The sequence below is a fragment of the Acinetobacter pollinis genome (genome assembly GCF_015627175.1).
In the GTDB taxonomy this organism is placed as follows: domain Bacteria; phylum Pseudomonadota; class Gammaproteobacteria; order Pseudomonadales; family Moraxellaceae; genus Acinetobacter; species Acinetobacter pollinis.
The window spans coordinates 14,418-30,434 of the sequence record NZ_VTDQ01000012.1 but is presented as its reverse complement, the minus strand read 5'-3'; the positions used below and the strand labels follow the sequence as shown (position 1 = coordinate 30,434).

General features: G+C 37.5%; 16 protein-coding genes and 2 tRNA genes. 10 read left to right on the top strand and 8 right to left on the bottom strand.

The window, feature by feature from the left end; translation table 11 throughout:
• Nucleotides 1-1,383 carry an efflux transporter outer membrane subunit gene (locus I2F23_RS06695; protein ID WP_195771787.1) on the top strand — a complete coding sequence of 461 codons (1,383 nt, stop codon included), beginning with the start codon at nt 1-3 and terminating at the stop codon, nt 1,381-1,383.
• Nucleotides 1,384-1,478: 95 nt separating this feature from the next.
• Here the strand turns inward: I2F23_RS06695 and I2F23_RS06690 are convergent.
• The 4 genes from I2F23_RS06690 to I2F23_RS06675 all read right to left on the bottom strand — a co-directional run bounded on the left by I2F23_RS06690 (nt 1,479) and on the right by I2F23_RS06675 (nt 3,295).
• A tRNA-Asn gene (locus tag I2F23_RS06690) sits at nt 1,479-1,554 on the bottom strand.
• A gap of 5 nt (nt 1,555-1,559) precedes the next feature.
• Nucleotides 1,560-1,635: transfer RNA gene (locus tag I2F23_RS06685), tRNA-Asn, on the bottom strand.
• Nucleotides 1,636-1,792: 157 nt separating this feature from the next.
• Complete coding sequence (locus I2F23_RS06680; protein WP_195771786.1) at nt 1,793-2,419, bottom strand: superoxide dismutase; 627 nt, start codon at nt 2,417-2,419, stop codon at nt 1,793-1,795.
• Between the two features lie 117 nt (nt 2,420-2,536).
• On the bottom strand, nt 2,537-3,295 hold the full coding sequence (locus I2F23_RS06675) for a Nif3-like dinuclear metal center hexameric protein (RefSeq protein ID WP_195771785.1): 759 nt from the start codon (nt 3,293-3,295) through the stop codon (nt 2,537-2,539).
• A gap of 165 nt (nt 3,296-3,460) precedes the next feature.
• Here I2F23_RS06675 and I2F23_RS06670 point away from each other — a divergent pair, with 165 nt between their 5' ends.
• Nucleotides 3,461-4,672: a S1C family serine protease gene (locus I2F23_RS06670; RefSeq protein ID WP_195771784.1), complete on the top strand. Its 1,212-nt coding sequence runs from the start codon at nt 3,461-3,463 to the stop codon at nt 4,670-4,672.
• Nucleotides 4,673-4,946: 274 nt separating this feature from the next.
• Nucleotides 4,947-5,345, top strand: a complete 399-nt coding sequence (locus tag I2F23_RS06665) for a hypothetical protein (RefSeq protein ID WP_195771783.1) — start codon at nt 4,947-4,949, stop codon at nt 5,343-5,345.
• 46 nt (nt 5,346-5,391) lie between these two features.
• Here the strand turns inward: I2F23_RS06665 and I2F23_RS06660 are convergent, their stop codons facing one another.
• A complete protein-coding gene (locus I2F23_RS06660; protein ID WP_195771782.1) occupies nt 5,392-6,426 on the bottom strand; it encodes a Tim44 domain-containing protein in 1,035 nt (344 codons plus the stop codon).
• Between the two features lie 211 nt (nt 6,427-6,637).
• Entirely contained in the window at nt 6,638-8,020 is a 1,383-nt protein-coding gene (radA, locus tag I2F23_RS06655; protein WP_195771781.1) for a DNA repair protein RadA, read from the bottom strand.
• A gap of 243 nt (nt 8,021-8,263) precedes the next feature.
• Between radA and I2F23_RS06650 the strand changes: the two genes are divergently transcribed.
• From I2F23_RS06650 to I2F23_RS06630, 5 genes are all read left to right on the top strand, one after another.
• Nucleotides 8,264-9,664, top strand: a complete 1,401-nt coding sequence (locus I2F23_RS06650) for an amino acid permease (protein ID WP_195771780.1) — start codon at nt 8,264-8,266, stop codon at nt 9,662-9,664.
• Between the two features lie 101 nt (nt 9,665-9,765).
• Nucleotides 9,766-9,972 (top strand): hypothetical protein, encoded by a 207-nt coding sequence (locus I2F23_RS06645; protein ID WP_195771779.1) that lies wholly within the window; start codon nt 9,766-9,768, stop codon nt 9,970-9,972.
• Nucleotides 9,973-9,990: 18 nt separating this feature from the next.
• Nucleotides 9,991-11,241: a diaminopimelate decarboxylase gene (gene lysA / locus I2F23_RS06640; protein WP_195771778.1), complete on the top strand. Its 1,251-nt coding sequence runs from the start codon at nt 9,991-9,993 to the stop codon at nt 11,239-11,241.
• 3 nt (nt 11,242-11,244) lie between these two features.
• Nucleotides 11,245-12,090, top strand: coding sequence for a diaminopimelate epimerase (gene dapF, locus I2F23_RS06635; RefSeq protein ID WP_195771777.1), 846 nt, complete (start codon nt 11,245-11,247; stop codon nt 12,088-12,090).
• Nucleotides 12,091-12,149: 59 nt separating this feature from the next.
• Nucleotides 12,150-13,076, top strand: coding sequence for a tyrosine recombinase XerC (locus I2F23_RS06630; RefSeq protein WP_195771776.1), 927 nt, complete (start codon nt 12,150-12,152; stop codon nt 13,074-13,076).
• A 9-nt stretch (nt 13,077-13,085) separates the two neighbouring features.
• On the opposite strand, the gene I2F23_RS06625 is transcribed toward I2F23_RS06630, so the two are convergent.
• Together I2F23_RS06625 and I2F23_RS06620 are read right to left on the bottom strand one after the other, a co-directional pair.
• Complete coding sequence (locus tag I2F23_RS06625; protein WP_195771775.1) at nt 13,086-13,679, bottom strand: GNAT family N-acetyltransferase; 594 nt, start codon at nt 13,677-13,679, stop codon at nt 13,086-13,088.
• A gap of 19 nt (nt 13,680-13,698) precedes the next feature.
• Nucleotides 13,699-14,184 (bottom strand): Lrp/AsnC family transcriptional regulator, encoded by a 486-nt coding sequence (locus tag I2F23_RS06620; protein ID WP_195771774.1) that lies wholly within the window; start codon nt 14,182-14,184, stop codon nt 13,699-13,701.
• A 112-nt stretch (nt 14,185-14,296) separates the two neighbouring features.
• Between I2F23_RS06620 and I2F23_RS06615 the strand changes: the two genes are divergently transcribed.
• Together I2F23_RS06615 and I2F23_RS06610 are read left to right on the top strand one after the other, a co-directional pair.
• Nucleotides 14,297-14,905: a LysE family translocator gene (locus I2F23_RS06615; protein WP_195771773.1), complete on the top strand. Its 609-nt coding sequence runs from the start codon at nt 14,297-14,299 to the stop codon at nt 14,903-14,905.
• 353 nt (nt 14,906-15,258) lie between these two features.
• Nucleotides 15,259-16,008: an electron transfer flavoprotein subunit beta/FixA family protein gene (locus I2F23_RS06610; protein WP_195771772.1), complete on the top strand. Its 750-nt coding sequence runs from the start codon at nt 15,259-15,261 to the stop codon at nt 16,006-16,008.
• The last annotated feature ends 9 nt before the right edge of the window (nt 16,009-16,017 follow it).

The following is a 16,017-nucleotide window of genomic DNA, read 5'->3' as shown; positions in this document are numbered from 1 at the left end:
ATGTTTAAAAGTAAGTTATTTTGGTCAATTGTTATTTTTTTACCTGTTATGACAGGCTGTACTGTTGGGCCAAACTATCAGAAACCTGTGATTACAAGCCCAGTTCAATTTAAAGAGGCGAAAGGTTGGAAGGTGGCTACACCTAAAGATGCACAGGCGAAAGGTGAGTGGTGGGAGATTTACAACGATTCCATATTAAACCAGCTTGAAGCACAAGTGGTTATCTCTAACCAGAATGTTGCGCAGTATGTGGCAAAATACCAACAAGCAGCCGCATTGGTTAATCAATCGCAAAGTAGTTTATTTCCTAATGTAACTTTAGGGCCAAGTGCAACACGCTCTGGAAAAACATCTGTAAATAATAGTTATACAGCGAGTTTAAGTGCATCGTGGGAGTTAGATCTATGGGGGCGCTTAAAAAGGCAAGTTCAAGAAAATACAGCAAGTACACAAGCCAGTTTTGCAGATTTAGCAAATGCGACATTAAGTGCTCAAACCACTTTGGCACAGAACTATTTTGCATTGCGTGTACTTGATCAAAGAATTTATTTGTATGATCAAACGATTCAGGTTTATCGTAAATATGCGACTGTTTTAAATGCGAAGTATACCGAAGGTATTATTGCAAAGTCAGATTTAACACAGGCTGAACAATCTTTGCATAGTAGTATTGCATCGAGAGAGGATTTGATTTGGCAAAGAGCGCAGTATGAGCATGCGATTGCTGTACTGGTGGGTAAAATGCCCGCAGATTTTAATTTAGAAACACGTAATCAAACGCTTTATATTCCAAATATCCCGATTGAGTTGCCGAGTGAACTCTTAGAAAGACGAGCAGATATTGCAGCAGCTGAACGCCGTGTAGCAGCCGCAAATGAAGCCGTAGGGATTGCCATTGCAGGCTATTTTCCAAGTTTAAGTTTATCTGGAAGCGCAGGATATAGCAGTAATCACTTATCTGAGTTGTTTTCTGCGGCTACATCTATTTGGTCTTTAGGTGCATCTGCAACACAGAGTATTTTAGATTTTGGTGCCAATAAAGCAAAAGTTGCTTCTGCACGTGCTGCTTACGATGAAACTGTCGCTAGCTATCGCCAAACAGTTTTAGACGCGATGCAGAATGTAGAGGATTATCTAGTTAAGTCGACAAGCTTAGAAAAAGAATTTTCTGCACAACAAAAAGCATTGGTTGCAGCCACAGAGTCAGCGAGGATTATTCGCAATCAATATGAAGAAGGTGTTATTGATTACACCAGTGTGGCAACCACAGAGGCGACACGTTTAAGTAGTGAACAAAGCTTATTGCAGTTGCAGTCAACTCAATTACAAAACAGTGTTGCTTTAATTAGTGCTTTAGGTGGTGGTTGGTCCAACATTAAATAGACGAAGTGCCATGTTATACTCTGGCATGGCTTCGTTTTTGAACAAGCAGGCATTAAAAAACCCTCAAAGATTCGTACACTTTGAGGGTTAGTATTTGGCTCTCCCACCTGGGCTCGAACCAGGGACCTGCGGATTAACAGTCCGTCGCTCTACCAACTGAGCTATGGGAGAATAGCTGGCTCTCCAACCTGGGCTCGAACCAGGGACCTGCGGATTAACAGTCCGTCGCTCTACCGACTGAGCTATTGGAGAATCTGATGCGCATTCTATGTGGGATATAAAAGATCGTCAAGGATATATTGAAATAATTTGATTCTTTTGTATTATTTGTGATCTAAATCAGGATATTAGTTATATTTTTAACCAAATGGGTGATGTCCTACAGTGAATGTAGGACATCTTTTAAATATTATTTTTCAACGCCAGCAGGTTCACCAGCAAGTTTTGCATTTGCATAATCCCAGTTCACTAAGCTTTCTAGGAAAGTTGAAATGTACTTCGGACGTGCATTACGGAAATCGATATAGTAAGCATGTTCCCATACATCAATCGTTAATACAGCAATTTTACCATGTGCAAGTGGTGTATCAGCATTTGATGTTTTTAAAATAGAAAGGTTACCATTAATTTCATCTGCAACTAACCATGCCCAACCTGAACCAAATTGTGTTGCAGCAGCATTTGCAAACTCTTCTGCAAATTTTTCGTATGAACCGAAAGCTGCATTAATTTTTTCAGCAACAGCACCTGTAGGTTGACCACCACCATTTTTCTTTAAACAGTTCCAATAAAATGTATGGTTCCATACTTGCGCTGCATTGTTAAATACGCCTGCTTTAGAACTATCATTTGCGGTTGCAACAATAATTTCTTCAAGCGTTTTACCTTGTAACTCAGTACCTTCAATTGCTTTGTTTAAGTTAACAACGTATGTGTTGTGATGCTTATCGTGGTGAAACTCAAGTGTTTCACGACTAATATGAGGTGCTAAGTCGTCATAACCATATGGTAATTCTGGTAAAGTAATCGTTGTCATGTTTTTCGTTCCTTGCGTTATGCTGGGTTAGAAAGTTTTATGTTATTTCACATTGAAGATGCATGTTGTGCATGGCACCGTATACATAGTATGTAAAAAAAATAAATATTCAAATGTTTAAACTGGGTTATCTTGTTCGAAATAGTGATATGTGATTCCAAATTGCTCAGCTATTGCTTTCCCAAGTCTTTGTACGCCATAACGTTCAGTAGCATGATGACCACAAGCAAAGTAGTGGACATTTAACTCTTTAGCCTCATAAAAAGTTCTTTCGCTGACTTCTCCTGATATATATGCATCACACAGTTGTTCAGAAGCTTTGCTAATAAAATCTTGTGCAGCTCCTGTGCAGTAACCTATGCGTTGAATCATCTCTCGTTGAGCAGATAAATGAAGAATATTTGGATTAATATTATTTTTTAAAAGCGTTTGAAATTCTGAAACTGAGATGGGTGACTTTAACGTTGCAACATTACCGATAGGGTGTTTGTCATTGAAGTCGAGGGCCTGAATATTCTCTAATTTAAGCAGTTCGGCAATTGCTGCATTATTACCTAATGAAGGATGGGCATCGAGTGGTAAGTGATAGGCAATGAGAGAAATGTTATGTTGGATCAGTTTTTTAATGCGTTCTCCACGCATACCTGTAATTGGGTACGGTTCGCCTTTCCAAAAATAACCATGGTGTACCAAAAGTACATCAGCACCTTCAGCGATACATGCATCAATAGCATCTTGAGAGGCTGTAACAGCACACAAAATTTTTTTTACGTCTTGTTTACCTTCTATTTGTAATCCGTTTGGTGCATAGTCTTTAAATTCTTGAGTTTTTAAGGTCTGATCACACCATTGAATAATGTCATTAAGATTGGCCATAATTATCCTAAATAAGTAAATGAAATAAAAAATAGGTTATGTATTAACTAAAGCTAGACAAATTCATGTTAACTTTTAACGTCTTCAAAGAAAATTATGATTACAATAACGCATAAATTTTTTTTGACATCAATGAATTAAAGTATTTTACAGAGGGATGGCAACGTGCGTAAAGCATTGATATGGTTACCTTGGGGGTTGCTAGTTATAGTAATTATCACTTTTTTAGGGTGGCAAAGGATTAACCAAACAGATCATACAATTATACCTAAAAAAGTGGCTCCTCAAGCACCGATTGCTTCTGATGGCGTTAAAATGCCTGCCGAAAAAGTTGAGCCTTTGGTAAATGCAAAAGCAGGTGCATTTGACTCCTATAGTGATGCAGTAAAAGCAGCTGCACCCGCAGTAGTTAATATTTTTACAACTCAAAAAATAAAACGAAATGGTAAAGACCTTTCGAATTCAGATGCGCTGAGAGAGTTTTTTGGGAGCCAATCTCCAGAATTAAAAAGTCGCAATGAAAATAATTTAGGGTCAGGTGTTATTGTTCGATCCGATGGTTATATTTTAACGAATAATCATGTCATTACACAGGCAGAAAAAATTATTGTTGGTTTAAATGATGGTAGAAGGGCTGTAGCGAAAGTAATTGGTACTGACCCAGATACAGACCTAGCTGTTATTAAAATTGATTTAGATAATTTGCCAGTTTTACCTTTTAAATTGAGTGGCAATCAAGTTGGAGATGTTGTTTTAGCCATAGGTAATCCTTTTGGTGTGGGTCAAACAGTAACTCAAGGTATTATTTCAGCACTTGGGCGTTCTGATTTAGGTATTAATACCTATGAAGATTTTATTCAGACAGATGCTGCAATTAATCCTGGTAATTCAGGAGGTGCTTTAATTGATGTTGCGGGGAATCTAATTGGTGTAAATACTGCTATTTTTTCTCAATCTGGTGGTTCACTAGGAATAGGTTTTGCAATACCTGCGAAGATTTGTCAGCATGTGTTTAATTCGATTTTAAAAGATGGAAAGGTTACTCGTGGTTGGTTAGGGCTTAGTCTTTTACCACCCAAATATAGTGATGATGTGAATACTGTACCGAGTGGTGTTGTTATTGCAACTATTCTTCCTAACGGACCTGCCGCAAATGCTGGGTTAAGAAATGGAGATCGGATTATTAAGGTGAATAATACAGAAATGAATTCGGCATCCCACCTGATTAACTATGTTGCTTTACAGTCGCCAAACAGTACAGTGAAAGTAGATGTTATTCGAGATAATCAATCGCTCGTTCTTGATGTAACAGTAGGAGAGCGTTCGCCTCAGCGTCGTAATACTCAGTATATTCCGTTACCTAATAGTTCTAGATAAGTCTTGAAGCACGTCCTTTTATAGGAAATAGGGCGTGCTTTAGCTATATTGCGTAAGTAATTTTTGTTTATTGTGATAATAATAAGAAGAATCATAGCTTTTAAGGTTGGTTTAATACTTTGGTCTACCTTTTTGTAAAAAAATATGAGACTGGCTTTTTTTTCAGCAGAAAAATAGATATGATAAAAAGTATAAAAAAACAGCGAAACAATCACAACAATAGACATAAGTGGTATTAAAAACTACTTCAAACCAACCTAGGAAGAGAAGAATTATGCCAAATCAACAAACGTATCAACTTACAATAACAACACTGAATCATCCATATACCATTACAAAAAGTGCAGAAGCTTTAAAAGCATTTTATGTAAATGGAGAACAGGAAATTGAGTGTATAGATAAAGAATATAAAATCTTGTTAAAGCTTAAAGCGACACGTGATGGTGATATCGCAAACTGGCATAAAAACTGTGCACGTATTAAGAAGTTACTTGCGAAAGAACATATTCCTTATATTTTCGATATTCAACTCGTAGGAGGAGATAACGTAATGAAATATAAGAAAACGACACTAAACACTCAGCTAAGTAAACAACAATGTATAGAGACAGAGTATCATTTTACTCAGCAAGACGAAGATGGCTTCTTACAATTTTATAAGACCATTGCTTAAATATAAAAAAAGCCAGTCCTGAGACTGGCTTTTTTCTAATGTGTTTTTAGTTTTCGACTTGAATACCTGCAACAATCCAATCTTGTTGAGAGTTAACAGGTTTTACAAAATGCCAAACTTCAGAGAATGGTTTTGCAGTACTGTTTAAGTCTTCTGAAACCATACCTGTAAAGCGAACACTTGCGATGTACTGACCATTTTCAGTCGTACTATCGACTAAGGTTGCAGTTAGGTTTTCAAACTCAGCAACATCTTGCTCTTGGTTAGCCATGATGTCTTGATACATTGAGTTATATAAGTCATTTGTTAAATAACGACGAATTTCTTCAATGTTACTTGCGCTATTAATGGACTGAATATGATTAAAACGCTGACGTGCAACACGTAAGAAAGCAGCCTGTTCAGTGCCATCTGGTAACTGATTACCATTGTTTGTAAAAGGTGCTTGCGTATTCATGTTTGTACCACCACCAACGCTTTGTCCAAAAATATTTGTATCATTGTTGGATGTGTTTGTTGTCGTTGAGTTTGAACCAAAAGATGGTGAACCATTGTTTGGTGCATAAGGGTTGTTGTTACCCTCCGACTTTTTTTTTGCACTCATTTTACGGAAAATAAAGAACGCTGCGCCTGCGATCAAAATAATCCACAACCACGGTAAACCACCTGATTTTTTCTCTGCAGGTTGTTCAGCTTGTTGTTGAGGTGCTGTATTTTGTGTTGCAGTTGCTTCATTTGCTGTCGCAGTACCAGTATTTGCGTTATTTGTCGCATTATTATGGTTGTTGTCTGCAAGCGCATGTGTTGCTAATGCACCAACTGCAGCACCAGCGGCACCAGCAGCAACCATTTTACCAATACCAGAACCTTGTTTTTGCTGAGGTTGAGGTGCTGTATTGTTGTAAGTTGGGGCAGGCTGTGGTCTAACACGTTGTTGCTGTTGACTAGACTGACTTGGTGCGATTGAACGTTGCATACCTTGGCTTTTGCCGTTGCCTGCACGTTTTGCATCGACCAACGGTGAAACCACCAAAGTTGCTATTAAGATACTTGCAACTAAGCCACGTTGGCGTAATTTCATTAATTTTTCCTATTAAAAATTAAAGTGAGTTACCTATTTATGAAGGCAAAGTGAAAAAAATTCAATAGCTAAGTGTAAATTTTATTATAACAAATGAAACCTATACGATAGACAAAGATCTAAGTACTTATTGTAACTAAATAATATATTTAAAAAATAAGTGAAAGTGGGGAGGCGTTTTTAATAAAAGTACTAAAAACGCAATAAAAAATTAATTTTCTAATTGAAGTGCTTCTGATAATGCTTCGTGAAGTCTTGCAACTGCAATGACTTTAACCCCAGGAATTGGCTTTTGAGGTGCATTGGCTCTAGGCAAAATAATATATTCAAAGCCGTGTTTAATCGCCTCTTTCAGTCGCTCTTGTCCATTTGGTACGGGACGAATTTCCCCAGATAAGCCAACTTCACCAAATACAGCAAGTTGCTGTGGGAGTGATTTGCCACGTAAACTGGATGCACATGCAAGAAGTACTGCTAAATCTGAACCTGTTTCTGTAATTTTTAAACCACCTACAATGTTTACATACACGTCTTGCCCTGTGGTCTGAATACCACCGTGTCTATGCATAACGGCCAGCAGCATATTCAATCTGTTTTGATCAAGTCCTAAAGAAACTCGTCTTGCCTGTCCATGTGCATCATCGACTAAGGCTTGTACCTCTACCAAAAGAGGGCGTGTACCTTCGCGACTAATCATTACAATAGAACCAGGAATTGCTTCATCATAACGACTGAGGAAAATCGCAGAAGGATTAGATACTTCTTTAAGTCCCTTATCTGTCATGCCGAAGACACCAAGTTCATTCACTGCACCAAATCTATTTTTTACAGCACGTATCATGCGGTAGCGAGAATCTGACTGTCCTTCAAAATAAAGTACACAGTCCACCATGTGCTCAAGGACACGTGGACCTGCCAGAGCACCTTCTTTTGTAACATGACCTACAATAAATAGTGCTGTTCCACTATGTTTTGCAAATCGTGTTAAAAGAGCAGCAGACTCTCGTATTTGTGATACACCACCCGGCGCAGACTGTAAAGTTTCGGTGTAAAGCGTTTGAATCGAATCTAGTATTGCAACTGCTGGTCTTTCTTGTGCTAAAACCTCACAAATACGCTCAACACATGTTTCTGCCATAACTTTCAAGTGAGTGGTAGGTAGATCAAGTCTTTGGGCGCGTAAGGCAACTTGAGATAAAGATTCTTCACCTGTAACGTATAAAGCAGCACGTTTTGTGTCTGCCATGTGCGTCGCTGTTTGCAGTAAAATTGTAGATTTTCCAATACCTGGGTCACCACCAATAAGTACTACTGAACCAGTGACTAGACCTCCTCCGAGTACTCTATCGAATTCGCTGATGCCAGTTGGAAGACGCGATTCATGAGAAATAGAAACATCTTTGAGGGTAGTCACACTTGATGCCTGACCTGCGTAACCACCACTGACTTTAGGGCGGGCACGGTGTGGCGTTGCTGTGTCTAGACGAACCTCAAGTAAACTGTTCCATTCACCACATTCACTGCATTGACCTGCCCATTTCGAATGATCTGTACCACATTGTTCACAACGATAAACCGTTTTGGCTTTGCTCATAGAGTAAATTTACCCACACCTAAAGTTCTTTGAAAAGATAAATATTAAAGTAACAAGTGATTATAACACCGATCGAGATACCTCAGAAACGTTGAAATTTGATGAAATAAAGTACTCATTTTTTCGTATTTATAGTTAAAATAGGCATTTTTTATAATATTTTTTCTAAAAATAACATTTTATTTTTATTTTTATTCGAATTTACGGTAACTTTGCTCAATCGTTTTTAAAAGCTAGTAAGTCATGTCTAATCAGAATATCCATGATTCTCAGCATGGTGGAGAATTACAAAAAAGTTTATCCAATCGACATTTACAATTGATTGCTATTGGTGGCGCTATTGGAACAGGTCTATTTATGGGTTCTGGTAAGACTATTTCTTTAGCTGGACCTTCTATCTTATTTATTTATATGATTATTGGTGTCATGGTGTTTTTTGTCATGCGCGCTTTAGGTGAACTGTTACTATCAAATTTAGAATATAAGTCATTTATTGATATTGCGACAGATTTAATTGGCCCTTGGGCAGGTTATTTTATTGGTTGGACGTATTGGTTATGTTGGATCTCTATAGGTATTGCCGATCTTTCAGCAATTATTAATTATTTGCAGTTCTTTAATCATGGTGTGCCGTTTAGCCCGCAGGAAAGTGCACTTATTTGTGTGGCATCTATCTTTTTTATTATGGGGTTAAACCTCGTTACTGTAAAACTATTTGGTGAAATGGAATTTTGGTTTGCCCTAGTTAAAATTATTGCAATTGTTGTATTGATTGCGGTAGGGCTTTGGATGGTATTTACAGGATTTACCTCTACCTCTGGAGATATTGCTTCTTTTACACATTTATGGGCAAATGGTGGCTTGTTTCCTCAAGGGCTAAATGGATTTCTCGCAGGCTTTCAAATCGCAATTTTTGCATTCGTCGGTGTAGAATTGGTTGGAACAACTGCTGCGGAAACACAAGATCCTGAACGCAACTTACCTAAAGCGGTAAATTCGATTCCTGTACGTATAATAATCTTTTATGTACTTTCTTTGACTGTCGTAATGTCTGTTACGCCATGGAATCATGTAAATCCAAATATGAGTCCATTTGTCAGTTTATTTAGTCAAGCAGGCATCGCGGCTGCTGCAATTATTATGAATTTAGTTGTGCTTTCATCTGTAATGTCATCTATGAACAGTGGTGTCTTTTCGACCAGTAGAATGCTTTTTGGTTTATCAAGAGAAGGGCAAGGGCCGAAATTATTTGGTATTTTAACTTCACGCCATGTTCCTGCAAATGCCTTATATTTCTCCGCATTATGTTTATTGGGTGGTGCTGCATTACAGTACTTTGTACCCGATACAATTAAAGCATTTACCTTAGCAACGACATTGTCAACGATATTATTTATTTGTGTCTGGCTAATGATTATTTGGAGTTATATGGTCTATTATAAAACACGGCCAACACTTCATGCACAGTCTAAGTTTAAGATGCCAGGTGGTTTAGTAACTTGCTGGATCGTCATTTTATTTTTTGTGATGATGTTATATGTCTTATCGCTTGAGCCAGATACGTTTCAAGCTTTAAAGGTCAGTCCAATTTGGTTTGTACTTTTAGTGGTTGGATATTTTTTCTTAAAACCAAGAAAAAAGTGAGCATATTTTAAGCTATATAAAAGCTTGAAACCCATAATCTAAGATACAAAAGCGTTTTGCATCAATGTATACTGCTTTAAAATATGAAAAAAGGTAAGTTTATGCGCAATTTAGTGGGCGTAATTGGCTTGATGTTAGTCGGAAGCTTGGTCGGTTGTGGCCAACCAGGTGCATTGCAACTTACAAGTGATCCGAATCTAGACAAAAGACCAAAATATTTACTTTGGCATCATAAGCAAAGTGCTGAACAAACAGATCCGGCAACATCTCAGTCTGTTTCTGAGCCAAATACAACACAGAAAGATTAATTTTTTAAGGATTTTATGATGACATTTGACCGCATTCAAGGGGTTTTGCATGCAGAGCATTGCTCATTAGAGCAAGTTGCACAAGAGTTTGGTACGCCACTATATGTATATTCAAAAGCTGCTTTTGAAAAACATTATACTGAATTGGACAAGGCGTTTTCTTATATAGATCATCAAATTTGCTATGCAGTAAAGTCAAACTCAAATCTCGCGGTTTTAAATGTATTATCCAAGCTTGGTGCTGGTTTTGATATTGTAACTGGAGGGGAGCTTGCACGTGTGATTGCGGCGGGTGGTGATCCTAAAAAAGTTGTTTTTTCAGGACTTGGTAAATCTGAAGCAGATATTCAAAAGGCTTTGGAAGTCGGTATTGCATGTTTTAATGTGGAATCTCATGCCGAACTTGATCGTATAGAAAAAGTGGCAGCTAAACTTAATGTAAAAGCACCAATTTCACTACGTGTAAATCCAGATGTCGATGCCAATACTCACCCTTATATTTCTACAGGTTTAAAAGAAAATAAGTTTGGTATTCAAAGTGATGCTGTATATGAGACTTATGAGTATGCTAATCAATTACCACATTTAGATATCATTGGAATTGACTGTCATATTGGTTCACAGTTGACTGAGACCCAACCATTTGAAGATGCGCTTGCACGTTTAATGGTCATGATTGAAAAATTAAAAAAAATGGGTATTGAGCTTCAACATATTGATATTGGTGGTGGATTAGGGGTTGTCTATAAAGACGAAACACCTCCTACAGCGAAACAGTTTGCCAATGCACTTCAACCTGCGCTTGAAAAACTCGGGCTTAAAGTGTTTATGGAACCAGGTCGAAGCATTAGCGCAAATGCGGGTGTGCTTTTAACTAAAGTTGATTTATTAAAACCAACCAGTCATCGTAATTTTGCAATTGTCGATGCAGCTATGAATGATTTAATTCGTCCGTCATTGTATCAAGCGTGGATGGATGTACAGCCTGTAACTGAGCTGAAGAAAACCAAAGCTAAAGTATGGGACATCGTGGGTGCAATTTGTGAAACTGGTGACTTTTTAGCAAAAGATCGTAAATTATCTCTTAAAGAAAACGATACACTTGCTATATTTGGTGCAGGTGCTTATGGATTCGTGATGAGCTCAAACTATAATACGCGTGGTCGTGCTGCTGAAGTTATGGTTGAAGGTCATAAAGCACATTTAATCCGTGAGCGTGAAACCATTGAGTCATTATGGGAAAGAGAACGTTTATTGCCTGAGGAATAAAAAGTGTTACTTGAATTTACAAAAATGCATGGTCTTGGGAATGACTTCATGGTCGTTGATCTGATTAGTCAAAAGGCTGAATTAGATACACTCACTATTCAGCGTTTAGCAGATCGGCACTTTGGCATAGGTTTTGATCAACTTCTTATTGTTGAGCCACCAGATTTACCGAATGTAGATTTTAAATATCGTATTTACAATGCGGATGGCTCAGAGGTAGAACAGTGTGGCAATGGCGTACGTTGTTTTGCACGGTTTGTCCATGATCGTCAACTTACACGCAAAACCAAAATTCGAGTACAAACTCAGTCTGGTATTGTTGAACCCGAACTAGGCCCGAATGGTTGGGTGCGTGTAAATATGGGCCTACCTAAATTTTTGCCACATGAAATTCCTTTTGCTGCTGAAGAACAAGAGGAACTTTATGATTTATCTCTTGCAGATGGATTAATTGTAAAAATTGACGTGGTTAATATGGGGAATCCGCATGCGATTACTGTTGTACCCGATGTCTTAAATGTAGATGTTCCATTGCTTGGTCCTCAGATTGAAAAGCATATTCGCTTTCCTCAACGTGTGAATGCAGGTTTTTTACAAATTTTAGATGAGAAACATGCTCGACTACGTGTATTTGAACGTGGTGTAGGTGAAACGCTCGCGTGTGGTACAGGTGCATGTGCAGCAGCAGTAAGTGCTATGCGCCGTGGCCTTTTATCAAGTGAAGTTGAAATAGAGCTTGCGGGTGGTCGTTTACACATTGCTTGGAAAGAGGGTGGTGTGGTATGGATGACAGGTCCGACATCTACCGTTTATGAAGGACGTTTGGATCTACGTTATTTCCAAGGCTAAGTTCATCTATTGAAAAAGCACCAACTGCGAGTGCTTTTTCTTAAATCTGGGACATCAATGTGAATACAGTATGGGATTGGTTAGAGAATTGGTTGATTTCGCGTAGAAATCAAAATCAATCTGTGCAAACTATTCAAGCCTATTCACGAGATGTCACAGACTTTCTTAAGTTTTGTGAAAATAAGGCATTAGATCTTCACTCTATAGAAACATCTGATTTACGTGAGTTTTTGACGTTTAAGGTAGAACAAGGGCGTTTGAGTCGTAGTAGCTTACAACGTCAACTCAGTGCCATTCGGCAATTTATGAAATGGGTAAGTGAGAATCATCTGATCGCTCAAAACGTTACTAAAGATTTTCAACTTAAACGCCATGCGCGGCCATTACCTGGACTGGTCGACCCTGAAACTATTATTCAGATTTTAGATCAACCTGCGCCCAAAAATCATATTCAACAGCAACTTTGGATAAGAGACAAAGCTTTACTTGAACTATTATATTCTAGTGGCATTCGTCTATCGGAAATTCAAGGATTAACATTCAAAGATATTGATTTTCAACGAAAACTCATTCGCATTACAGGGAAAGGAAATAAAACTCGAATTGTACCGTTTGGAGAGAGTGCAAAAAATGCGATTCTGACATGGCTTCAAGTTTATCGTGTATGGAAACGTGAATTTAAATCTGATGATGCTGTGTTTATTTCACAACGGTGCGGTGAGCCACTAGGTGCTAGACAAATTGAAAAACGTGTCAAATTTCAAGCACAACGTGCAGGTGTAAATGTTGACCTCCATCCACATTTATTGAGACATTGTTTTGCAAGCCATTTACTCTCTGGTAGTGGAGATTTACGTGCCGTACAAGAGATGCTTGGTCATAGTAATTTGTCTACGACACAAATTTATACACATTTAGACTTTGACCGATTGGCTTCTGTATATGATCAGGCACATCCACGTGCACAAAAGGTCAAAGTAGAATAGTTTATGAAGCTATTCATATTTTGATAATAAATCTAAGAGATGTGCATGTACATTAGCCCATTCTCCAGCAGTAATGCTATACATTACTGTATCTCGAACCGTACCATCTTTTCTTAATGCGTCACCTCGAATAATACCGTCTCTTTTAGCCCCGAGTCGTTCAATCGCTTTTTGACTTTTGAAATTAAAAATATCTGTACGTAACCCCACAACATTGCATTGTAAGGTTTCAAAAGCATGTTTCATTAAAAGTAATTTACATGTTGTATTAACATGGGTGCGTTGTACAGATTGTGCATACCAAGTATAGCCAATTTTAACACGTTTTACGGATGCTAAAATATCGTGATAGCTGGTGGTTCCTAAAATTTTTCCAGATGTTTCATCGATAACCACAAATGCAAATCTTGAACCTTCTTGGCGTTGTTTTTGTGCGAGTTCGATATATTCTTTGACTTGGGTAAAGTGAGGTGTAGAGGTAATTCTAAGTTTCCAAAGCTCCCCATCTTTACATGCTTCAATTAATCCTGTCTCATGTGAAAAGTCTAAAGGTTCAATTCGGATATTATTCATACAAAGTTGAACAGGGGATACAAAACTCATGATTTATCCTTTTATATATTTATAAGGGCAATTGGTAACTTTGTTTAATAATTTGACTTGGTAAATCGGTTTTGACGCTTGTAATGCCATTTTTTTTAGTGAGATGTCCAGATTGAAATTTACGGTAACTTTCTAAATCGGGTACAACAACTTTTAGCATAGCATCACACTCACCTAAAATAATATAGCACTCCATGACTTGTGGGAGTTCTTTCATTGCTTCGATAAAAAGATCGATGGTTTCTGCATCTTGTCCAATAAGCCATATGCGTGAAAACAGAATGAGCTGTAAACCGACCTTTTGCGGATCTACTAGAGTGGTATAGCTTTGAATAATGTTGGCTTCTTCTAAAATTTTAACGCGTCGTAAGCAAGAAGATGGTGAAAGCCCAACATGTCTGGCAAGGTCATTATTTTGAATTCTGCCATTCTCTTGTAGATGCCGAATAATATTTTTATCGATTCTATCTAAGCTTACTGAAATATTTGATGATTTAACTTTCATTTTTTCACAGATAATTCTAAAAATATGAATAATTATAGAATATTTGCAATCCTATTTTATAAAAAAATTTAGATAATACGCCCATTCGGTAGTAACGGTTTGGGGGGTCTAAATGTCTGATCTAGTTTTATTTACGCTAACAATAATTCCATTGGTATTTACACCGGGTCCAGATATGATTTTTATTTTATCTCAAGTGGTTGGAAAAGATGCTAGAGCAGGGGTTATGGCTACGCTTGGGGTATGTCTTGGCTACCTCATTCACTCCATATTAGTGGCTCTCGGAGTATCTGCAATTATTATTGCTTATCCCTTATTATTCGATGCAATTCGATATATTGGTGTTGCATATTTATTATTTTTAGCCTTTCAACTGTTTAGAACAGCTTTTTCAAATAACGAGGCATTAAAGCTGAATAAAAAAGTGGTAAAAAGCCCGATCAAAAAAGGTTTTTTTACAGCATTACTTAATCCCAAAGGCATGCTTATTTATTTTGCTATTTTACCTCAATTTATGAATCAAACGGGCAACACGATTGTACAGGGATTAAGTTTGTCTTTTATTTTTATTGGCTTATGCTTTGTCGTATATTCGGGTTTAAGTCTATTGGTTGGTAAATTCGTGCGCCGTACACATTTCGATGCAAATAAACAAAAATGGGTAGATGTGGGCTCAGGTACAATGATTATGCTCGCAGCAACTTGGCTTATTACACATTAATCTAGCACGTTATGCCCCTTGGCGAGGAATGCAAGCTTCAAGGGGTATATTTGTACGTTGAATTGTTTTTATGTTTTATATCAGTAAAATTGATGTAATATTTGTCTGATCACTTGGTATTTGTTGTTTAAATATTTGTTTTTCATATAAAAAAATAGAATGATCCAATTTAATTCGTGAAAATAATTATTTTTTATGCAATTAAATGTATGTTTTTTTACCCAAAACCCGCTAAGAAGAAGAATTGTGACTTGACCAAAAGATAGCGTACAATGCAAGATAGGCACGTAAAGATAAATTAAAAAAGCATTTTGCTTTTTCCCTCCATATCATTAAACATAGCCGAGGATTACATGAAGGCTCTTGTTGCTGTCAAACGTGTCGTAGATGCCAATGTAAAAGTTCGCATTAAGTCGGACAACAGTGGTGTTGATTTAACTAACGTTAAAATGTCAATTAATCCATTTTGTGAGATTGCTGTCGAAGAAGCAGTACGCCTTAAAGAAAAAGGGGTTGTTTCTGAAATTGTAGTTGTTTCTGTAGGAGCGAAAGAAGCTCAAGAACAATTACGTTCATCTATGGCACTTGGTACAGACCGTGCAATTTTAGTTGAAACAAATGATGAAATTGGTGCTTTAGAAGTCGCAAAAGTATTGAAAGGCATCGTGGCCGAAGAAAAACCTGAATTGATATTACTTGGTAAGCAAGCGATTGATGATGATTCAAATCAAGTCGGTCAAATGCTTTCTGCCTTAATTGGTTCAGGACAGGCAACTTTTGCATCTCAAATTCATATTGAAGATGGAAAAGCACAAGTTACACGTGAAATCGATGGTGGTTTACAGACGATTGAACTTTCACTTCCAGCAGTAATCACATCAGACTTGCGTTTGAATGAACCACGTTATGTGAAGCTCCCTGACATTATGAAAGCACGTAAGAAGCAGTTAGATGTAAAATCACCTGCTGATTATGGTGTGGCGACGGGTACAAAACTAAAAACCATTAAAGTTGAAAATCCACCTGAGCGTAAAGCTGGCGTGCAAGTATCTTCAGTAGATGAGCTTGTAGAAAAGCTTAAAAACGAAGCGAAAGTGATCTAATACAAGGGA